Genomic DNA, 21363 nt, shown 5'->3' on the forward strand with positions numbered 1-21363 from the left:
CCTACATCATTGGCAAGAACTGCGTGCAGTTCTTCACCGTCGAACCGGAGCCTCTCCTTCCATTATGCACCACACGCCGGACCCACGACATACACCTCGTCGGTCTGAGGCGGAGCCTCGTTAGTGAATTGACCGGGCGAACCAAGTCTTCAACTACGTAAAACTGTGACTGCGGCAGGCGGTCCGCATTAACTTTCTGCGCTTCGGGGATCGCCTCCTGCTGCGCCGCCCGATGCAGATTCGCCGCGTTCACTACCACGTCCGCCGCGCGGTGGTCATACATCTGCACCATCTTGCCTTCATACAGCGGCACCGCCTCCGCCTTGCCCTTGGCCCAGCGATTGAGTGGCGCCGGTTTCCAGCCCCGCTTCTCCAGTTCGGCGCGGGTGAGAAACTTGTCCGAGTCGTTTGTCATGTGGAACATCGTCACGTAGCGCACCGGCCAGACTTTCTTCTCCGTGCCCGACGAGCGGTCCACCAGGACCGGATGATGGGCGTAGATGCGGGTGGTGAGTTCGGCGTCGCGTTTGCTGCGAAAGATCGGCGCGGCGCCGGTGTTGGGGCTGACGCGGGCGAAATCGCCACTGGATAGCGCCAGCACGCGCTCGGGGTCATCCAGTTCCGTCAGCGCGTGCAGGAAGAACGCGCACTTCGCGGTCTCGAAGCGCCTCGCCTCGCCGCCGAAGACCAGGGCGCAGAATTTAAAACTGGCGTGAATGTCGGGGAAAAAGACTTTCTTGTTCTCGAAATCCAGCAGCGCCGCCAGCCGCCCGGTGGCGGAGATGCCGCGAAAGAATTCCGCCGCCCCCTTGTCGGCGGCGATACCGCTGGGCGTGAGCAGGCCGACGAGCCCCAGCGGCTGCGCGAGCGCGGTGGCGCGCTCAACAAACAGGCTGTAGAGATTCACGTCGCCGCCGCCCAGCAGTGGATAGTCGCCGCTGTCGCGGAGCACGCGGGCCTGGCTCTCGGCGCGCTCGTTGGCTTCAAGATACTCGTGCGACAGCGGCGCGCCCTTCTTCCGCAGGTCGTCGATCATGCGCTTGCGGTCGACGGCGCGGGCCTGCCTGGCGATGTTCAGTTCTCGCTCCGCGAACCACTCCACCTCTTGCAGCTTGATGCGATCCCACGGTGGGTTGCCAATCACCGCGTCGAACCCGCCGCCGCCGGCGCGCCAGACAGTGGGAAAGGCAGTCCACCAATGGAAGAAGCGCTCGCGTTTGGCCAGTGCCACGGCGCGGGCGAGCAAGTCGTTGGCGGCGCGCACGTCGGGACCATCGCCCTCGATGCGCCCTTCAACCATGACGCCGGAGAGGTTGTAGCGGCCAGAGAAAATTTCGGCAATGGCGAGCTCCGCTGCGGAAAGCGGGGATTTGTCCCCGATCTTTTTCTTCTTTTGAATCGGCCAGCCGGGGACTAGCCAGCGCAGCGTGCGCCAGAAATCGAGCAGGGCGTGGATGGGCGCGACCTGGCCTTCGGCTTCGTCGGCGAGGCGCTTCGATTCGTGCGCCTCAGCGATCGAGGTGTCGGTGAGCTCGGCCACGGCTTCGAGACTCGTGGCGGCGACTTCGAGCCGCGTCAGTTCGGCCTCCTGGAACAGCGTGCCGAGCGCGCTCATGCCGGCGCGCACCGTCTCCAGCTTCTCGCCGTGCAGCGAATCACCGCACTTCAAGTGGTGATCGAGGAAGGATAGCGGCGCACCGACCGTGAATGTGTGCAGCCAGAGGGCGACCTTGGCCAGCTCCACGGCCATGGGGTTCTTGTCCACGCCGAAGATGACCTTCTTCAGGATCATGCGGCGCACGATGTGGCGGTCGTCCAGTTGCCGCTCGTCCAGCGCCCACTTGTGTTCGCGGCCGGTCGCGAGTATGCGGCGGCGGATGTCGGCCAGCCGCATCACCACGGGCGAGGCATAGGGCCGGCCCCGTTCGACCAGATGAGCGGCCCAGGGCGCAGCGTTGGCCTTGTCATCGGCATCCTGCATGGCGACCAGTACGCGGTCGGCCAGGTAATCCACCAGCGCGACCAGAAAGTGGCCGCTGCCCATGGCCGGGTCGCAGATCTTCAGTTCCAGCAGTTGCGCGGCGGTATCGGCCACGGCCAGCGCATCCCACTCGTAGGGTTTGAGGGCGCTCTTCTTGCGATAGCGCTTGATGAGTGCTTCGAAGGCGTTGGCGCGCTCGTCCACCAGCCGCCCCACGGACTCATCGAGGATGAGGCGCACCAGGTCGTCGTGGGTGTAGTAGCTGCCGCTCACCTTGCGGGCGAAACTCGCTGGTCGGGCGACGATGGTCGCGCCGGTTTTCTCCTGGACGAGAGTGAATTCGAGCAGACGCTCGTAGATACCGCCCAGATGCGAAACGGAGAGGTCGCGGTAGTTGATGCGCGGCTTGCGGATGTCCTCGGTGCGGCGGGAGAGGGCGTCGATGACCGGCGCGAGCTTCGCGTCCGCCACTCGCACACGGGTGAGGATAGGTGCACGGCTGCGCTCGAACAGGCCGCCGTTGTAGGCTGGCATGCCCACCGCGTCGTCGCCGTCGGCAATGATACTGATATAAGGTTGTCGAGCCGCGACCAGTAGTTGCTGGCGGTTCCGGAGAACCCACGTCCGTTGTCACGCTTGTCCGCGATCTGGTCGCGCAGCGCGGTGAGGCTGTAGTCCTGGTAGCGTGCATCGCGCACGGGCAGCAGCGCGCGGTCCTCGGCGTAGAGCACGAAGAGCAGGCGGTAGAGCAGCACCAGCGCGGCTTCGCGCAGCTCATCGAGATAGGCGCGGGTGTAGCAACCGTCGCCGTCCTTGTTCGCGTGGAGGTCGCTCGCGGCCAGCGCGTTGGCAAGCTCGGGGAACACTTCGGCGAACACCCGCTCGCCCAACTTGTGCGAGACGGTCTCCTCGTAGCGCCGCGCTTCAGTGAGGGCGATGGCGTGGTAGCTGCGCCTCTCGCCATCCCAGGACTGGGGAAGGAAAGCTTCGCGATGGAACAGCAGCCGGAACAGTTTCAGGCCGCGCCGGGAATCGAGCTCGTCCAGCGCCAGATGAGTGCCGGGGATTTCGAGTAGGGACGCCACGTCCAGCTCGAAAAATTCCTCCGCCCGCGAGCGCGCGTCCTGCCAGTAGAGTCGCCACATTGCGCCGTTCGTGAGCAGGCCCCACTTGATCGCGCGGTCGCTCATCACCTCCGCGCGCGACAGGTAGCGCAGCATCTGCGATGAGGGTGCGCCGAAGTCGCGCCGTTTCGTGGTGCCCACTCTGCTGGCGTCGGTGCGGTCGAGCGCACGCATCCAACGCTTGGCTTCCAGCAGGGCGATTCCGTGGCGGGTGCGGCGGTCGTCGCTGCGTTCCTTGAGCGCGCGGGCCTTGGCGCCGGCGTCGGGGAAAAGCAAAAAATCGAGCACGTCGTCGCGCCCGGATTCGGAGAGATTGACCTGCGACAACCAGGAGCCGCCCCAGCCCAGCAAATCAAGAATGGGCCCGATCAGTTCGTCCTCGGTTTGCCCTTCGTTGAGCGTCGAATCGGCGGCAAGACTGCCGTAAACCCTGCGCAGTGCGGCAATGAAGCCATCGAGTGCGGCATCGTCGCAGGTTCGCCACGGATCGGTGTCGAGGATTCCGCGGGTGAGGAAATCGAGGGTAAAGAGTTGACCTTGCATGGAACGGAGTCAACGGCGCGCCAGACCGCGCGGTGTTATTTTTGGAAGCGCCATTATCTCTTACACGGCCCACTTGTTAGTGATAATTCACAGCTCCCCGCGCGGCGCCATTGAGAGATCGGTGAAGGGCCTGGTAAATCCCTTCGATATCCGCAGCCACGCGGGCAAACCGCTGATTAGATGAGCGCTTCCAGGCCTTTGCGGCCGAGCAGATCGGCAACTTCAGAGAGGGGCCGCTTGGATGCTTATCGCCGATCTCCCACTGACGGAGCGTGGGCAAGCTGGTACTCAACACGGATGCCAACACGGCCTGGCCGGTAGAACGCGGCAGCCACACCTATCGCCGGCAACGCGAGGAAGACGCGCCGCGAGCTGTTCGATGCGGGATCGAGCAGCGTGTCGAAGCTGTGATCCGCGCTCATGCGCGCTGCTCCTGCCAAGCCGCGCAGATCGCCGCGACATGGTGCTGGTCGGTGCCGCAGCAGCCGCCGAGCACATTGAGCTTCGGCAGCGGCGTGCGCAAGCGGCGGTAGCTACGCCCCAGGTCGGTCGGATCGCCGGCGTCGAGTTCGGTCGCCGCGTCCAGCTCGGCGTGGCTCTTCGTCGACGCGTTGGCACGCAGGCCGTTGATGCGCGCGGCCCATGGCCCGCCGTCCGCGAGCACCGATTCGAAGTGCGTCGGGTGCGCGCAGTTGATCATGTAGTAGGCCGGCCCGCGAAGGGTCGCGTCATCGACACCTTTGATCGCCTCGCGCAAGCTCTCGCCGCTCGGCAGCCTGCCGTCGGTTTCGACGGTGAACGAAATCGCGCAAGGCAACCCGACTTCGCGCGCCGCGCGGACGACGCCGATCGCTTCGCCGCTGGTCGTCATCGTGATCGCGGTGATCACCTCGGCGCCTGCATCGGCGAGCGCACGCGCTTGCGGCAAATGATAGTGCATCGCATCGTCGCCGCTCATCGGATGACCGGCGACGTAGCCGTCGCCGCGTGGCCCGACGCAGCCGCTGATCACGATCGGCCCGCCGATTCGCGCCTTGTACTCGTCGCGCAGCTCGCGCATCAATGCGATAGCTTTGCCGTTGACGCGGCGGATTGAGTCGGCGTCGTAACCGATCTTCGCGCCCCAATCGGGGCTGGCGCGCCAGGTCGGGCTTTCGAGGATGAATCCCGCACCGTTCGCGCCGGCGGCGATGTCGAGGTAGCGCCTGAAGTAGCGCGCCAGGGCCGCGCGGCCTTCGACATCGTCGAGCAGGACGAACGAAGCGAACTCGGGCAGCTCGAGCCCGTCGTCGTAGATCAGCGAGGTCTCGATTCCGCCGTCGGTGAGAAACCAGCCGCCTTGGAGTTGCGGTAGCTTGCGATTCATGGCGAAGCCTCCTTCGATGAATGTCGCCGCTCAGCGGTGAAAGCGTGGCGACTCGCTTCGGACCGATGGGCCCAATGAGGACTCATGATGGTAGGTCCTCGACCCTTAGAAGCATAGGTCTTAATCGACTATCTTTCAGACTGTTGTAAAATCTATGGTCGGCGGTCACGAGTCGATAGCCTTTACTTTCCGCTAAGAGAGGTAGAGACTGTCGTACATCGTTTGGTGGAGTTCTTCCGCAATTGCCCAAGCGGTCGCAAGCAGGGTGTCCGAGGAACGCACCTGGAGAGGAAACCGCCGGAAGTCCTCGAGGATCCGCCGCGCCACGTCCGCTTCGATCTCCCTCTGGCGCCACTTCTTCCAGAGCACATTGCCAAACTCAGCCCAGATGAGGTCCGGCGCGAATAGCAGGTAGTCATCCCGAAGGAGGCGAACCGCCTCATCGCTGTGAACCTCGGGGAGAAACCACTTGACCGCGACACTCGCGTCCACAACCCAGCGGCTCAACGGTCGCGGTCCTCACGGACGAGATCGGCACTATCACTCAGCACCCGGCCGGCCAAGTGCTCACGCCATCTCGCCGCTGCCCCACGCGCCTCGCCCGCAGAAAATTTGACTGCCTGCTCGAGGATGCGCTTCACCTCCGCTTGCAGGGAGCGCCCCTCCTGCTTGGCTTGCTCCTTGAGCCTTTCGATCGTCTCCGGGGCCAGATCCCGTACCAGCAACTGTGACATGCTCGGTTCCTCCCGACTGACTGCTATCATAACGATAGCATTCCATGGGGGGGAAACACCAGGCGCATGGCTCGGTACGAGCGTAACCCGCATCTCTGGGGTGTCCAGGCCCCGCGATGAGATCATGAGATCCCATTACGGCGCGGGCGAGTAAGCGAGGCCCGCTGCACGGCCCGGGACGCGTCGTCCGCGACCCAGACCGCATGCCCGTGGGGCGCCGCCCGGCGGCCCAGATCCACTACACCGGCCCGGCGGGGACGGGGAGTCAAAGACGTGGCACAGGGGCAAGACATCTCGAGGGGCGAGGTCGAACGACTCGACGGTTACCTGGTCGATTCGCCAAGTCGATCACCAAGGGGAGGCGAGGAACGGACGCCGTCACCCCGCTCGGGGCGTGGGTTCGCGAGGACCTACACGGCGAGCCTCGTGGTATCCCCGCCGGTGATACATTACTCAAGCCACTATTGACATCAACCCGGCAGTGACCCCAATTGCATCAAACTAGACAATAAAGGGGTCTCCTGTAGCTATCCTTGGCAGTAGCATCGATGTCACAACGATCAATGTGAAGCATCCCATTTGAATCCCGGACCCGTTTTCCCGCCAGCGCGGTTGGTTGGCGAAGATATCACTTGCAATGGCGTGGACGTTCACTGTACACTCCGCGCCCACCGGGAGTCATCGGGAAGCCCCGGTCGGGTCACAGCGACTGCAAAGGTTCGTGGGCTCAGGAGGTGTCCCTCATCTGCGCGCAAGCCACAATCGAGGAGGAAACATGAGAAAGAGATTCTCTTTGGCAGCGATCGGAATCTTTGTCCTGGCGGGGCTGGCTCTCACCACGGTGGCCAGCACCTTTGATGGCTCGCGGCTGCGCACCAATCTGCACGGATTTCAGGAGGTGCCTTCCATCTCGACGGTTGCCAGAGGCAGTTTCCGTGCACTGGTGTCCGAGGACGGAAACTCAATCGACTGGACGCTCACCTACAGGAACTTGGAAGCAGCAGTGCAGCAGGCCCACATTCATTTCGGCCAGACCGGTGTGAATGGGGGCATCACCGTCTTCCTTTGCACGAACCTCGGCAATGGCCCGGCGGGAATCCAGGCTTGCCCTGCATCGCCGGCTACCATCACGGGAACGATCGCAGCGGCCGACGTCAGCCCGAACATCCCCGCCACGGAAGGAGCCAGGGCGCAGGGACTGGGTACAGGAGAATTCCGTGAGCTGATCCGAGCGATTCGCAGCGGAAACACCTACGCCAACGTCCATTCGACCACATTCCCCGGCGGCGAGGTGCGAGGACAGATCCGGGCGCACGACGATCACGACGACTAGCCCGGAAGCAGGTGGAGCGCCTGCGCGGGGGAGACCGATGCGTCGGAAAAGCCGCTCGTAGCGAGAATCGGATTCAAGAAAGGAGCGCTCGCGTCCACAACCCAGCGGCTCAACGGTCGCGATCCTCACGAACGAGATCGGTACTATCGCTCACCACCCGGCCGGCCAAGTGCTCACTCCATCTCGCCGCTGCCCCACGCGCCTCTCCCGCAGAAAACTTGACTGCCTGCTCGAGGATGCGCTTCACCTCCGCTTGTAGGGAGCGCCCCTGCTGCTTGGCTTGCTCCTTGAGTCTTTCGATCGTCTCCGGGGCCAGATCCCGTACCAGCAACTGTGACATGCTCGGTCCCTCCCGACTGACTGCTATCATAACGATAGCTTTCCTTGAGGGAAACACCAGGCGCATGGCTCGTATCAAGCGTAACCCGCATCCCTGGGGCGGCCAGGCCCCGCGATAAGATAATGAGATCCCATCACCGCGCGGACGAGTGAGCGAGGCGCACTGCACGGCCCGGGACGCGTCTTCCGCGACCCAGACCGCATGCCCGTGGGGCGCCGCTCGGCGGGCCAGATCCACTACACTGGCCCGGCGGGGAGAGGGAGTCAAAGACGTGGCACAGGGGCAAGACATCTCGAGGGGCGAGGTCGAACGACTCGACCGTTACCCGGTCGATCGCCAATGCGAGGCGAGGGCCGGGGCCGTCACCGCGCTCGATCGGATGCTCGTGCGCCTGGCCCTGGCGCGCCTGGGAGACCCGGGCTGCGCGGTCGTCCTCTGGGACGGCGACGAGCTGGCCCCGCCGCGCGCCCCGGTCCGGTTTCGCGTCACTGTCAAGAGTCGCCGCGCGCTCCTAGGGCTTTGCTGGAACGCGGCGTCGCGATTCGGCGATCTCTACGGCAGGCGGGAGGTCGAGGTAGAGGGGGATCTCGCAGAGGCCATGGCCGAGGTCAATCGATCCCTCACGGCGCGCCAGGCCGGTTTCTTCGATCGGCTGCCCCGCTCGTCCCTCCCCCCCTTATGGGAGCGATACGCCCGCGAGGAGGACGCCGCCCGGGTCCGCCATCATTACGATCTCGGCAACGACTTCTATCGCCTATGGCTGGACCGGGACACCATGCAGTACACCTGCGCCTATTATCCCGAGCCGGCGCTGTCCCTGGAAGAGGCGCAGCGCGCCAAGGCCCATTATCTGTGTCGCAAGCTCAGACTGCGCCCGGGTGAAACCGTCGTGGAGGCCGGTTGCGGCTTCGGCGGACTGGCCTTCCTCATGGCCCGGCATTACGGCGTAAAGGTCACGGCCTACAACGTGTCCAAGGAGCAGCTGGCCCATGCGCGCACACGCCTCGAGGAGGAGGGACTGGAGGCGCAGGTCACCTTTATCGAAGACGATTACCGGAACATCCGCGGCCGCTACGACGCTTTCGTGTCCATCGGCATGCTGGAGCACGTGGGAAAACACCGCTATGCCGCGCTCGGGGACGTGATCGGTCGGTGTCTCGCGCCGAACGGCCGCGGCCTCATCCAATGTATCGGGAGGAACGCGCCTGTCCCGATGAACGGCTGGGCGCAAAGGCACATCTTCCCGGGCGCCTATCCGCCCACCCTGCGCGAGCTACTCGAGGTCTTCGAGCCCCATGGTTTCTCGGTCCTCGACGTGGAGAACCTGCGCTCGCACTACGTCAAGACGCTGCACGATTGGCTCAGCCGTTATGAGACACACGCCGAGGCGGTGCAGGGCCGCTACGGGGAGGTTTTCATGCGAACCTGGTTCTTGTACCTCTCTGCCTCCCTCGCGGCATTCGAGACCGGTTGGTTGCAGCTCTTCCAAGTGCTCTTCAGCCGTCCGGGAAACAACGATCTCCCCGCGTCACGGCGGCATCTTTATGAGAACGGTCCGGTCCCGGTCCCACCGGTGTCCGGCGTTACGGTCAGTACGCCGGCGCCGGGTCGTAGATGATGCCCTGGCTCGTGCTCGTGAAGCGCCTCATTGACGCTCTCCGGCCTAGAGGAGGCGAGAATACGCGGAATGGAACCCACATCGGTCACGAAAGCGATGATCCGCATCGGCGCCACAGCGGGGCAGAGGAGCGGGACGACTTGCATTCTCGGCGCGCCAAGCCGGCCCATCGCTAGGCCTGGCTTTCATAGAAACGGGCGAGTAACATCGCCCACCGATAGGTTGAAGGCGAGCGGGATGCCAGGGGCGTAAGGGCGAGCACCGTTTGCCCGAGGGGCCCGGATTTGCGCACGCTAAGCGTTGCACCCTCGACGCGCCCGGCAGGGCCCTCCCTGGCCCTGGCTTTCGACGGCAAAGACAGGGTGGGCGCAAAACCGGAGCAGGCGTTGCGTCCTCGGCACTCCAAACGGGGTAACAACGAGTCATCCGTATGACAATCCCAACCGAGCCGATCGGGAGTATCCCAAGACCTCTCGGGCTGATCGAGGCGGTCACGACACGAGACGGCACCGACCCGGCATTGGATCCGCTTTATGAAGAAGCGATCCGAGGCACCATCGAGCGGTTCGAGGCTACGGGCTCGCCGGTGATCACCGACGGCGAGCAAAGAAAGTACCACAATTTCTGGACGTACTGCGTGCACGGGCTGCCGAACACGGCCCCGGACGGCTTCAAGATCCCGTTCGCGGCCGGTCACGTGCGCCGGATGCTGCGCCTGACTGGCGGCCCTTTCCGTTACAAGAGGCATGCGGACAGTTACCTGGACGTGGCCATGCGCTATGCCCACGTGCCATTGAAGCAGGCGGTCATCTCACCGTCGGCCTTGAGCCTGATGTATCCGGCCGACGAAATTCCCCGCTATTCTCGCGAGGAGTTCATCCAGGATCTGCTGCATGAGCACGAGACCGAGATCCGCAATTGTCTGCGAAAGGGCGCGCATAGGGTTCAGATCGACTTCACGGAAGGGCGGCTTGCGGTCAAGATCGATCCAGCCGGGCATCTCCTGCACAGCTTCATCGATTTGAACAACCTCGCTCTGTCGCGATTCTCCGCAGAGGACCGCCAGCGCATCGGCGTGCACACCTGCCCCGGCGGTGACCGCGATTCGACCCACAGTGCGGATGTCGATTACGCCGAGTTGTTGCCCAGCTTGTTCGAGCTGAAAGTCGGCAACTTCTACATCGCGCTCGCGGGCGAGAAGGATCGGGTCCGCGTCCTCAAGATCATCCGGGAGCACGTCAAGCCGGATCACCGGATTTTTATCGGTGTCGTCGCGCCGATCGAGCCGAAGGTCGAGACGCCCGAGGAGATTCGAGACCGAATCCTCGAAGCGGCCGGGTACATTCCGGTGGAGCAACTGGGCACAACCGACGACTGCGGTTTCTCACCCTTTTTCGACGATACTTCGACCAGTCGCGACACCGCGTTCGAAAAGATCCGGGCGCGCGTGCTCGGCACCGCGCTGGCGGCGGATAGGATCGGAGGCGGCTGATGGAGCCGAGAGATGACGAGGAACCGCTGCTGCGCTCCGTCGCCTTGCAGAACGCCCAGAGTATCCTCCTCGCACGACAGCTTGCCGAGGAGGAGCTCGTCCGGGCGAAGGAAGCGTTGGAGCTGAAGACCCAAGAGCTCGCCCGCTCTCTCGCGATGATGCGCGCGACCCTCGAATCCACCACCGACGCGATCCTGGTGACGGACGGCGGCGGCAAGGTGACGGGCTTCAACGAGAAGTTCGTGGAGATGTGGCGGATGCCCCGCGAGGTCATGGACTCCGAGGAACACCGACAACTGCAGGAAGTCGCTTGCCATTACGTCAAGCATCCCCGGCAGTTCCTTGCGAGGATTGAGGACATTTACGCGTCTTCGCCGCCAGAAAGCTATGACCTTTTGGAGCTCGCTGATGGAAGAGTCGTCGAGCGATTCTCAAGGATTCAGTTCGTCGATGAGCGGAACGTGGGCCGCGTCTGGAGCTTTCGAGACATCACGGCCAGCAAGCAGGCCGAGCGGACCACCCGCTTCCTCGCCGACGCCAGCGCCGCTCTGGCCGAATTGACGGACTACAAAAGCACGCTGCATAAGGTCGCCGGTCTTGCCGTACCTTTCTTTGCAGACTGGTGCGCCGCGGATATGCAGGAAGCCGATGGCTCGTTGCGGCGGCTCGCGGTCACGCACAGCGATCCCGCCAAGCTGCAACTGGCCCACGAACTCTTCCGCCGTTATCCCCCTCGGCCTTCCGACCCCCACGGCGTCATGAAGGTGCTGCGCACGGGCGAGCCGGAGTGGGTGGCGATGATCCCGGACTCGCTGCTGGTGGAGTTGGCCCAGGACGAGGACCATCTGCGGATCCTCCGGCAGTTGGGCTTGAAGTCCTTGATTTGTGCCCCGCTCCGTTCACGAGCGAGAACACTCGGCGCGCTCACGTTCGTAACGGCGGAATCAGGTCGGGTATACGACGCCACCGATCTGGCCGCTGCAGAAGACCTCGCCCACCGTACCGTTATCGCTATCGAGAATGCGAGGCTTTTGTCGGCGCTCAAGGAGTCCGACCGCCGCAAGGACGAGTTCCTGGCGATACTGGCCCACGAGCTCCGCAACCCGCTGGCCCCGATCCGCAATGCGGTGCAAATCTATCGTGCCAAGGGTCTGTCCGTACCGGAATTGCAATGGGCCACGGAGGTGATCGACCGGCAGGTACACCAGATGACCCGGCTGGTGGATGACCTCTTGGACGTGTCCCGCATCACCAAAGGCAAGATCGAGCTCCGCAAGGAGCGGGTCGAGCTGGCGGTGGTGGTGAATAGCGCCGTCGAAGCCAGCCGCCCGCTCATCGAGAAATGGGGGCACGGACTCACGGTCACGATCCCACGAGAGCCGATCCAGATCGAAGCGGATCCGACCCGGATGGCGCAAGTGCTATCGAACCTACTAAACAATGCTGCCAAGTACATGGACCAGGGCGGTCGCATTTGGGTGGTCGCCGAGCGGCAGAGCGACCATGTGCTGATCCGTGTCAAGGACACCGGTATCGGCATTCCGACAGAGACGCTGCCCCGCATCTTCGACATGTTCACGCAGGTGGACCGTTCCTCGGAGCGCTCCGAGGGCGGACTCGGCATCGGCTTGACCTTGGTGCAACGATTGGTCGAGATGCACGGCGGCACCGTCGAGGCCCGCAGTGACGGCCCTGGCAAGGGCAGTGAATTCGTCGTGCGCCTCGCGGTCGCGGAGATCAAGGCCCAAGGACCACAAGGGGCGGCATGCGACGGCGAGAAGGGCACTGCGCCTGCCAGGCGCCGCATCCTGGTCGTGGATGACAACCGGGATGTTGCCGACAGCCTGGGGATGCTATTGCGCATGATGGGCAACGAGGTCCACACGGCTCACGACGGCCTGGAAGCCGTAGGAGCGGCGGCCGTGTTCCAACCGGAGGTGGTCCTCCTGGACCTCGGCCTGCCGAAGCTGAACGGCTACGAGGCGGCTCGCCGGATCAGAGAGCAGGATGGTGGTACTGACATGGTGTTGGTCGCCGTGACCGGCTGGGGCCAGGAGGAGGATCGTCGCCGCTCCAAGGAAGCGGGTTTCGATCATCACATGACGAAGCCGGTCGAGTTTGCTACCCTGCAGAAACTGCTTGCTTAGACCAACCCGAGCCACCCGAACGGCGCGTCCGTGCACCCTCCCTGCCTAAAGGCGGCGCCGCGATCCGCGGCATAGGCGACGAATTGGCAAGAAGTGGATTGATATTCGATGTAATTCGATGTGGCGGATTACGGACGGCCGTCCTAATCCGCCCTCGTCAGGTCCGCGGCCACCCGGTCGTTGTCGAGGAGCGGCGTCATCGCGGGGCCGGACGGGATCTCGCGCGGCGTCCGGTGCCCGGTCGCCAGCACCTTCACATGGGTCCCGCCGACGTCGATCACGAGCACCCTTGGATGGCGCGGTCGCGGGTTGGTCAGTACGCCGGGCTGTGCCATCCACCGATCTCCGCCGTGAGCATCCCCGCGTCCGGCGGCCCCCAGCTCCCGGGCTCGTACACCGACGTCGGCGACCCGAGGATGGGTTGGACCACCGCCCACGCGGCCTCGACGGCGTCCTCGCGCGCGAAGAGCGTCGGATCGCCCTCCATCGCTTCGCCGAGCAGGCGCTCATAGGCGTCCATCTCCTGCGCGTCTGCATGGTGGACCACCTTGAGTTCCGTCCTCGGTCTCCATCTGCTCCCCGGAGCGCTTCACACGCGCCCCGATCGCGATCGTCACGTCCGGGCTCAGCCGGAAGCGGAAGTAATTCGTCTCGTTCGGGCAGAGCTTGCTGAGCGGGAGCCGTCGCAGCGTGACGAGCACTTCAGTGGTGGTGGTCCCGAGGCACTTGCCCGCCCGGATGAAGAACGGCACGCCGTCCCAGCACCAGGACTCGATGCGCAGTCGCACAGCCGCGAAGGTCTCGACCGCAGAGTCCGGGGCCACGCCCTTCTCCCTGCGGTAGCCGCGGAACTGGCCCCGCACCAAGTCCGTCGGGCTGAGCGGGCGGATCATCCGGAAGACCTTCACCTGCTCGTCCCGGATCGACTCCGGGTAGGTGCTCGACGGTGGCTCCATGGCAAGGAAACCGACGATCTGCAGCATGTGGTTCTGGATCACGTCGCGGATCGCGCCTGCCTCCTCGTAGAAGCTGCCGCGCCCCTCGACCCCGAAGCTTTCGGCCATCGTGATCTGCACGCTCTCGACGTAGTTGCGGTTCCAGATCGGCTCGAGGAACGTGTTCGCGAAGCGGAAGAGGAGGAGATTCTGCACGGGCTCCTTCCCGAGGTAGTGGTCGATGCGGAAGATGGACGGCTCGTCGAAGATGCGATGCAGGGTTGCGTTCAGCGCCTGCGCCGAGGGAAGGTCGCGGCCGAAGGGCTTCTCCAGGACTACGCGCGCGTCTCGCGCGCACTTGGATCGCCCGAGCCCCTCGATCACGGTCGGGAACAGGCTGGGTGGGATCGCGAGATAGTGCACGGGACGTGTCACCCCGCCGAGCTCCTCGCGGAGCGCAGCGAACGTGGCCGGATCGCCGTACTCTCCGCTGACGTAGCGCAGGCACTCGCGGAGCTTCGTGAAGGCCGCCTCGTCGACCCCGCCGTGCCGCCCGACGCTCTCCCGGACACGCGCCCGAAACTGCTCCAAGGTCCAGTCCGATCTCGCGACCCCGACGACGGGGATGTCGAGATGTCCGCGCCGCATCATCGCCTGCAGCGCAGGGAATATCTTCTTGTAGGCGAGGTCGCCGCTCGCCCCGAAGATGACGAGGCCGTCCGAACGCGGCGCGTTCACGCGCCCGGCCCTTTCTCCAGGTGGCCGCCGAACCCGAGCCGCATGGCGGAGAGCAGTCGGTCCTGGAAATCGCCCTCGCCTCGCGAGGCGAAGCGCTCGAACAGGGCGGCCGCCAGGACGTGCGCGGGCACACCCTCGTCGATTGCCGCGTCGAGCGTCCAGCGCCCCTCGCCCGAGTCCGACACGCGTCCGCCGAAGCGCTCGAGTGTCGGATCGCTCGCGAGCGCGGCAGCCGTCAGGTCCAGGAGCCACGAGGCGATCACGCTGCCCCGGCGCCATACCTCGGCGACGTCGGCGAGGTCCACGTCGTACTGGTAGTATTCGGGATGCCGGAGCGGCGCCGTCTCGGCATCCGCGGCCCGGGCGCGGGTGCCGACGCTGGCATGCCGCAGGATGTTGAGGCCCTCGGCATAGGCGGCCATCAGCCCGTACTCGATGCCGTTGTGCACCATCTTCACGAAGTGACCCGCGCCGTTCGGGCCGCAGTGGAGGTAGCCCTGCTCCGCCGTGCCGGCCCGGTGCTCGCGCCAGGGCGTTCGCTCCGCCGCGCCGAGACCGGGGGCGAGCGTCGCGAAGAGCGGGTCGAGACTTCGCACGACCCCGGGCTCGCCGCCGATCATGAGGCAGTAGCCACGATCGAGACCCCACACGCCGCCGCTCGTCCCGCAGTCCACGTAGTGGAGGCCACGGGCCGCGAGCCGCTTGGCGCGCTTGATGTCGTCACGGTAGTAGGAATTGCCGCCGTCGACCACGATGTCGCCCTCGGCGAGCCGCGGAACGAGCTCATCGAGCGTGGCGTCGACGACCGCTGCCGGCACCATGAGCCAGACGATCCGTGGCTTCACGAGGCGAGCGGCAAGATCGTCCAGCGACGCGACGCCGTCGGCGCCCTCCCGGGCCAGCGCCTGCACCGCATCCTGCGAGACATCGTGCACCACGCCCTGATGACCACCACGCATGAAGCGCCGCACCATGTTGGCGCCCATGCGCCCGAGACCGATCATGCCGACTTGCATCGTCATCTTCCTCAGAGAGGTTCGTGGCACCCGCCGACGCTCGCCCGCAGACGCTCCATTCCGGCCCGGACGCCGGCGGGTCGCCTAGCTGGGCGCGCGAAGTCGGCCGAGAGGATGGACGGGGCGAGGGCGATCCGATTCGTCAACGGTGACGACCTGGCCCGGAGCCCGCGAGCTCCCGGATGGCGTCGACGATGTGCCTGGCGGAGATCCCCGCCGCGTCGAGGAGCTCGGCGGGTTTGCCCGATCCTGGCATGGCGCGCACGGCGAGATGCCGGAAGCCCACGATCTCACCCGCGACACCGGTCTCGGCGAGCGCCGCCAGCGCCGCGTCGCCGAGCCCACCCTCGGCCCAGTGGTCCTCCACGACGCAGAGTCGCCCGCCGGTGGCTCGCACCGCGTCCACGAGAGCGACAGCATCGATCGGCTTCACCGAGTACACGTCGATCACCCGGACCTTGATCGCCGCCTTCAGCTGATCGGCGGCCTTGATTGCCTCGTGGACGGTGATGCCCGCCGTGATCACGGCGACTGCGTCGCCCGGCTCTCCGCCACGCACGATGCGGCTCCCGCCGACGCGGAACTCGTCGAGACGGTCGGTGTAGAGGATCGGCGTCTTCTCGCGTGTCGTGCGGAGGTAGCTGATGCCTTCGCGCTCGACCATCAGACCGACGAGGCGCGCGGTCTGGTTCGCGTCGCACGGGTAGAGGACCGTGCTGCCATGGACGGCGCGCATCATCGCGAGGTCCTCGAGGGCCATCTGCGATGGACCGTCCTCGCCGATGGAGACGCCGGCGTGCGAGCCGCACAGGCGGATGCTCGCGCGCGAGATCGCCGCCATGCGGACGAAGTCGAACGCGCGGGTCATGAACGCGGCGAACGTCGATGCGAACGGGACGAGCCCGACGACCTGCATGCCGACGGCGGCCGCGACCATCTGCTGCTCGGCGATGTACATCTCGAAGAAGCGATCGGCCGCCGTCTGCTTGAAGTCCTCCGCGTGCGTCGAGTTGCTGACCTCCCCGTCGAGCACAACCACGTCGCTGCGCGCCGCGCCGAGCGCCGCGAGCGCCTCGCCATACGCCTTCCGGGTCGCGAGCGGCTCGCTGTACGTTTTCCATTCGGGCTTCCGTGGCACCGGCCGCTTCGGCGCCTGCCAGGGATCGGGCTTCAATGTCGGGAAGGTGCGCGATGGGACGTCACCGAGTTCCGCGAGCGCTTGCTTCGCCTGCTGCCCGTCGAGTGCCTTGCCGTGCCAGCCTTCCTTGTCCTCGAGCAACGACACGCCCCTGCCCTTCACGGTCTTGGCAACGATCACGGTCGGCCGCTCGCCGTTCCGCGCGCGGGCGAACGCATCATCGATCGCCGCGAGATCGTGGCCATCGATCACGATCGGATCGCAGCCGAACGCCTTCACCCGCGCGGTGTAGGCGTCGAGGTCCCACTCGAGCTCGGTCGGGCCGCGCTGCCCGAGCCGGTTGACGTCGAAGATCGCGGTGAAGTTGGAGAGGCGCTCGTGACCCGCATGGTCGAGCCCCTCCCAGATCGAGCCCTCCGCGAGCTCGCTGTCGCCCGTGAGCGTCCACACGTGGTAGGGCGCCGCGAGCACGCGCTTGCCTGCAAGGGCGACCCCGACGGCGATCGGCAGACCCTGGCCGAGCGACCCGGTGGCGACGTCGATCCACGGGAGCACCGGCGTGGGATGGCCTTCGAGGCGGCTTCCGAGCTTGCGGAACGTCATGAGCTCGTCGTCGGTGATCGCACCGGCCGCGCGGAAGAGCGCGTAGTTCAGTGGCGAGGCGTGGCCCTTGCTGAAGATCAGGTGATCATTCGCGGGGTCCTTCGGCTTCGCCCAGTCGTAGCGAAGATGGCCGGTGAGGAGAACGGCCATCAGATCGGCGGCCGACAGCGACGACGTCGGATGGCCGGAGCCCGCGGCCGTCGAGCAGCGGATCGAGTCGGCGCGCAGCTGGCGCGCGAGGGCCGCGTTGAGATCGAGGTTCCAGCCCGCCATGGGGTGCCCTCCACGTTGATCGCGAAACCGAGGCCTTCCCAGCGGTCGACCGCGGGCCAGAAGAACGTGAACCGGATCGGGGCTGCCTGGCCGCTTCGTCAAGACGGTACTGCTGGGCTAGTGAGTTGTCAAACATCCGAGTCCTCAGCGCTTTGCCCTGAATCTCAACGTCCACTTTACATGCCCAAGCAATAAACAATTTCTCGACGGCGGGTACGTCATCGAGGCTGGCCGGCCTGCGCTTTCGGCGGGCCACACCGCCAACGCGGGCCGTGCTCGAGGCGCTGGTCCAGCGCATCAGCAAGCGCGTGGGCCGGTATCTGGAACGACAAGGATGGTTGGTGCGCGACGGCGAGCACAGCTACCTCAACATCGCCGAGGGCGAGGAGGAGACGGCGATGGACCCCTTGCGGGGGCATTCCATCACCTACCGCATCGCGCTCGGTCCAAAGGCAAGGACGCAAGGCGTTCTGAAAACGCTATCGCGACGGTACTACCCACGTCGTGTTCGAGCCGCCGGATTTCATCGCCAGGCTGGCGGTCTTGTTCCGAAGCCGCGGGTGCATCTCACCCGGTTCCACGGGGTGTTCGCGCCCAACAGCGACTGGCGGGCGCAGGTGACGCCGGCCAAGCGTGGCCAGCCCGACAGCAAGCAAACGGACAAATCACCCGCCGAGCGTCACGCCGCGATGAGCTGGGCCAAACGCTTGAAGCGCGTCTTCAACATCGACCTATGAACCCTGCGGCGGGATGGTGAAGATCATCGCCAGCATCGAAGACCCGGCCGTTATCAAGACCATCCTCGACCATCTTGAGAAGAATACAGCCGAAGCACCGGCCACGCGCGGCTTGCCACCGGCCGCACGCGTACCACCCCAAGCCAGCCATCCGGGCCCGACGGATCAAGCGCTTCTCCTCATCCTCTCGGCACGGATGCCGCGTCGTCCAACTCGGGTCCAGGAAGTGGCAGCCGGCATTCTCTTTTTGGCGGGTCCTTCGGCGAGCTTCATCACAGGTTCCGTGCTCGACGTGAACGGTGGCTACCTGGCGTGAACCCTTCTCTGCGCGACTGGTCCCTATCAAACTTTTGTTCCAGGTGACCGATGGCGGGAGCCCACTGTGCTCGCCTATCGAGGATCGAAGCCCCCCGCGCAAAACATCGCACGACTGGCTCGCTGCTCATCTCCGACCTGAGGCTTCGGCGAACGACTGCTCTTCTCGATTTCGACTGGCTGCAATGGGTACGCGCCACAATCGGTCTTCCGCAAGTACAAGAATGAAGACAGTTGGACGGCGCGACTGAGCCGGCAACTACACGACAATATCGGCTCGCCAGACTGGCCGGTGCTGGAGGAGGTTGCGGAGAGTTCCACGTGGCGCCCACCACATACGCCGGCGACTCGTCTCCGAGGGAACGAGCTACCAGGGGATCAAGGACGAGCTGTAGCGCCACGCGGCCATCTACCATCTGTCCAGCAGCGCACTGAGCATCGCCGAGATCTGCGGCTTGCTCGACTTCCAGGAGGCGAGCGCTTTACCATCGCGCCTTCAAGAAATGGAGCGGAGTCCAACGAGGGGAATACCGTTGCGCCAAACGCGTGCGCTGAAGGCGGCGAGTCTGCGGTTTTCGCGCTGAAGTCGAGCGCCCCCAGGGCAAGAAATTCGAGACAAAGCGCTTGCATCGCGGCGACGATTCCGTCCACGAATGTGGCCATATCCATTTGCATCCTTTCGTGCGTTGATGTCACGACTCGGGCATCGCTGTACCTATTCGTCAATGGACATGCTTCCACACTGGGGATCGCGGTCGAAAATTCATACTACCGCTCCTTCATTGATCGAGGCTCGGATGGCCGTCGCGCTCGTGCAAGGGACGCAGCAGATGCCGAAGGATGTACCTTCCAACCTGTCGGCCCTGGCGCGCTGCGCCCTCCTGGTCGAAGCGGTAGTGCACGCCGCCGAACATGCGCGCGTCATCGACATCGTCGGTGATCTGCTTCCAGCTCGTGTAGTGCAGCACCACGTCGGGCACCAGCGGGTGCGTCAGCGTGATGGAGTGGCCATGCGTGCCGAACATGCGCTCGAGCACGCGCCGCGCCGCGGCGCCGAAGCCGGCGGCCCCCGACGGATAGCTCGGAAACGGCGGCGTGAAAACCAGCGGCATCCAGTTCGCGTCGACATCGGTCTTGCGGTTGCCGTCCTTGTCGCCGGCCTGGATGGCCGTCACCGGACGCCAAAAGTTGTAGAAGTACTTGGTGTCACCGCGACCGCGGCGTCGAAGATCGCGATCCCGAGCAACGCGAAGATGCGCGCGTTTCCGTGAGCGTCTTGCCTTGCGCCTGGCTAACCTGGCGCGCCGCCGAAGGGTATTGCTCGGCTTCGGCGACTTCGTAGAAGCGCGCGACGTCGGTCCGGTCCTGCGGACGGTCGCTGCTGTCCACATCACCGATCCTCTTCACCTCGTTGTAGTCGCGCGCGTACCTGCCGCTGCGCAGCGCGGGCGGCGGACTGAGGCGGAACTGCGAGCCGTGCCTGATGCCGAACGGCGTCACCTGGCCCAGACCCGGCCGGAACGCGGGCGTGAAGTCGGGCGGCGTCGGTCGGTACTGGCCCGGCTCGGTTCCCGGTGTATAGGACGTGTCGGTGTTCGAGCCGTCGTCCGCGCGCTTGGCGAGCACTGCCAGCGCCGCCGCCTCGCCGACCGCGATGCCGTCGGTCTTCGCCTGGCCGTCCGCAACCTGCGCCAGCGACGCGGCACGTCTTGCGTCGAGATCCGTTGCGCGTTCCGGATGCAATGACGCCAGCGTGCGATGCGCCGCGGCGATGCCGCCGCTTGCGGCGATGCGCCGTGTGGCGCGGTCACGGTCCCGAGATAGGGCTCGTAGTCGCCGACGATCGAATTGACGGCGTGCCCGAGCGTATCCGGAGAAACGGGTCCGGCGTCGCCTCCATGACCGTCGTCTCCATGATGGCGTTCCAATCCGTGACCGCGTCGGCATGCGCACCGCGTGCGCCAAACAGGACAAGGGTTGCGACGATCGCGCCGCCGGCTCGTTTCCCGATCGGCCAGGCTTTGGGTTGCCGATTCGTGGCGGACTCTGAGATTGCAAAAATAGCGTTCATGGGAATTTCCTTGTGAAAGATGAAAGAGCGGAGCGGTGCCTTCACACGGCTTCCTGCTTTGCACTACCGGTCAAGCGCGAGCGCGGTGCGCAACGCATGCAGCAGCGCTTCGGGCTGTTCGATGGGCGGGTCGTCGCTGGCGTTGTCGATCACGTGCAGCGGCCAGCGGTAACGGGCGCTCGCGGCCTCGGCGATCGTTAGCGGCGTTCCGCGGTCGTGACGTCCCCAGATCAGATTGACGGGAACGGCGATTCGCGCGAGGTCGGCCGGCGCCATCGCCGGCAGCCCGAACTGCTGCATGAGCGCGTGAAAAGCACCCTGCGCGCTCGGCATGCGAGCGCGGTCGAGGTTGTACGCAGCGAATGGCTCCCAGCGCTGACCCATGCGTCGGCGCAAACCGTCGAGATCGAATGCGCAATGCCGCCACAGGCGCTCGTGCGTGTGCTCGGTCGGTTGCGCAAGGTAGTCGTTTATCGCGAGTCCGAATTCAGGCGCTGGGTCGAACGGTGTCAGACCGAACGTGTCGATCAGCACCAGCCGGCTCACCCGGCCGGCGTGCTTGAGCGCGAAGCGCGCGGCGATTGCGCCGCCGAGCAGTTGACCGACGAGCGTGGGCGGCGACGCGCAGGTCTGCTCGATCAGTTCGCCGAGCCACGCCAACACGCGTTCGGCGTCCAGCGGAGCATCACCGACCTCCGATGCGCCGTGACCCGGAAGATCGGGCGCGACTACGCGATGCGTTGCCACGAGTCCCGGGATCACCCGCATCCAGTGCGCCGCATAACCTCCTGGGCCATGCAGCAGGATGAGCGGCGGGCCATCGCCGCCTTCCAACACCGCGGTCGAGACGCCGATAAGT

The 21363-nt window shown here is 65.2% G+C and carries 16 protein-coding genes and 4 pseudogenes; 6 read left to right on the forward strand and 14 right to left on the reverse strand.

What is annotated here, in order from left to right:
• Position 1 precedes the first annotated feature (1 nt).
• The 5 genes and pseudogenes from M3461_17525 to M3461_17545 form a co-directional block, all read right to left on the reverse strand.
• Positions 2-2515 carry a hypothetical protein gene (locus M3461_17525; GenBank protein ID MDQ3776021.1) on the reverse strand — a complete coding sequence of 838 codons (2514 nt, stop codon included), beginning with the start codon at positions 2513-2515 and terminating at the stop codon, positions 2-4.
• 1309 nt (positions 2516-3824) lie between these two features.
• A pseudogene (locus M3461_17530) lies at positions 3825-3961 on the reverse strand (transcriptional regulator).
• Positions 3962-4066: 105 nt separating this feature from the next.
• Positions 4067-5014, reverse strand: a complete 948-nt coding sequence (locus M3461_17535; GenBank protein ID MDQ3776022.1) for a homocysteine S-methyltransferase family protein — start codon at positions 5012-5014, stop codon at positions 4067-4069.
• 192 nt (positions 5015-5206) lie between these two features.
• Positions 5207-5521 (reverse strand): type II toxin-antitoxin system VapC family toxin, encoded by a 315-nt coding sequence (locus M3461_17540; protein ID MDQ3776023.1) that lies wholly within the window; start codon positions 5519-5521, stop codon positions 5207-5209.
• Entirely contained in the window at positions 5518-5748 is a 231-nt protein-coding gene (locus M3461_17545; GenBank protein ID MDQ3776024.1) for a hypothetical protein, read from the reverse strand. Before M3461_17545 ends, M3461_17540 begins: the two co-directional genes overlap by 4 nt.
• 775 nt (positions 5749-6523) lie before the next feature.
• Here M3461_17545 and M3461_17550 point away from each other — a divergent pair.
• A complete protein-coding gene (locus M3461_17550) occupies positions 6524-7081 on the forward strand; it encodes a CHRD domain-containing protein (GenBank protein MDQ3776025.1) in 558 nt (185 codons plus the stop codon).
• Between the two features lie 109 nt (positions 7082-7190).
• On the opposite strand, the gene M3461_17555 is transcribed toward M3461_17550, so the two are convergent.
• Entirely contained in the window at positions 7191-7421 is a 231-nt protein-coding gene (locus M3461_17555) for a hypothetical protein (GenBank protein MDQ3776026.1), read from the reverse strand.
• A gap of 271 nt (positions 7422-7692) precedes the next feature.
• Between M3461_17555 and M3461_17560 the strand changes: the two genes are divergently transcribed.
• The 3 genes from M3461_17560 (at position 7693) to M3461_17570 (ending at position 12678) form a co-directional block, all read left to right on the forward strand.
• On the forward strand, positions 7693-9039 hold the full coding sequence (locus M3461_17560) for a cyclopropane-fatty-acyl-phospholipid synthase family protein (GenBank protein MDQ3776027.1): 1347 nt from the start codon (positions 7693-7695) through the stop codon (positions 9037-9039).
• Positions 9040-9469: 430 nt separating this feature from the next.
• The gene (locus M3461_17565) at positions 9470-10531 is read left to right on the forward strand and encodes a 5-methyltetrahydropteroyltriglutamate--homocysteine methyltransferase (protein ID MDQ3776028.1); all 1062 of its coding nucleotides are present in this window, start codon (positions 9470-9472) and stop codon (positions 10529-10531) included.
• Positions 10531-12678, forward strand: coding sequence for an ATP-binding protein (locus M3461_17570; protein ID MDQ3776029.1), 2148 nt, complete (start codon positions 10531-10533; stop codon positions 12676-12678). The genes M3461_17565 and M3461_17570 overlap by 1 nt, the downstream gene beginning before the upstream one ends.
• Positions 12679-12821: 143 nt before the next feature.
• Here the strand turns inward: M3461_17570 and M3461_17575 are convergent, their stop codons facing one another.
• The 4 genes and pseudogenes from M3461_17575 to M3461_17590 form a co-directional block, all read right to left on the reverse strand.
• Positions 12822-13013 carry a hypothetical protein gene (locus M3461_17575; GenBank protein MDQ3776030.1) on the reverse strand — a complete coding sequence of 64 codons (192 nt, stop codon included), beginning with the start codon at positions 13011-13013 and terminating at the stop codon, positions 12822-12824.
• Positions 12992-14351, reverse strand: a pseudogene (zwf, locus tag M3461_17580) (glucose-6-phosphate dehydrogenase). The gene M3461_17575 and the pseudogene zwf overlap by 22 nt, the downstream one beginning before the upstream one ends.
• Positions 14348-15367, reverse strand: coding sequence for a decarboxylating 6-phosphogluconate dehydrogenase (gene gnd, locus M3461_17585; GenBank protein MDQ3776031.1), 1020 nt, complete (start codon positions 15365-15367; stop codon positions 14348-14350). Before gnd ends, zwf begins: the two are co-directional and overlap by 4 nt.
• A gap of 142 nt (positions 15368-15509) precedes the next feature.
• Positions 15510-17381 carry a transketolase gene (locus M3461_17590; protein MDQ3776032.1) on the reverse strand — a complete coding sequence of 624 codons (1872 nt, stop codon included), beginning with the start codon at positions 17379-17381 and terminating at the stop codon, positions 15510-15512.
• A 145-nt stretch (positions 17382-17526) separates the two neighbouring features.
• Here M3461_17590 and M3461_17595 point away from each other — a divergent pair.
• Both M3461_17595 and M3461_17600 read left to right on the forward strand, forming a co-directional pair.
• Positions 17527-18257 (forward strand): annotated as a pseudogene (locus M3461_17595) (transposase).
• A gap of 81 nt (positions 18258-18338) precedes the next feature.
• Positions 18339-18434 (forward strand): annotated as a pseudogene (locus tag M3461_17600) (oxidoreductase).
• Positions 18435-19212: 778 nt separating this feature from the next.
• Here M3461_17600 and M3461_17605 read toward each other — a convergent pair.
• The 4 genes from M3461_17605 to M3461_17620 form a co-directional block, all read right to left on the reverse strand.
• The gene (locus tag M3461_17605; GenBank protein MDQ3776033.1) at positions 19213-19608 is read right to left on the reverse strand and encodes a hypothetical protein; all 396 of its coding nucleotides are present in this window, start codon (positions 19606-19608) and stop codon (positions 19213-19215) included.
• Positions 19609-19639: 31 nt separating this feature from the next.
• Entirely contained in the window at positions 19640-20176 is a 537-nt protein-coding gene (locus tag M3461_17610; protein ID MDQ3776034.1) for a hypothetical protein, read from the reverse strand.
• Positions 20177-20240: 64 nt separating this feature from the next.
• Positions 20241-20549: a hypothetical protein gene (locus tag M3461_17615; protein MDQ3776035.1), complete on the reverse strand. Its 309-nt coding sequence runs from the start codon at positions 20547-20549 to the stop codon at positions 20241-20243.
• An 18-nt stretch (positions 20550-20567) separates the two neighbouring features.
• Positions 20568-21363: alpha/beta hydrolase (locus M3461_17620; protein ID MDQ3776036.1), on the reverse strand; the 796-nt coding region annotated here is incomplete at its 5' end.

It is taken from the genome of Pseudomonadota bacterium (genome assembly GCA_030860485.1).
Classification (GTDB): Bacteria; Pseudomonadota; Gammaproteobacteria; order JACCXJ01; family JACCXJ01; genus JACCXJ01.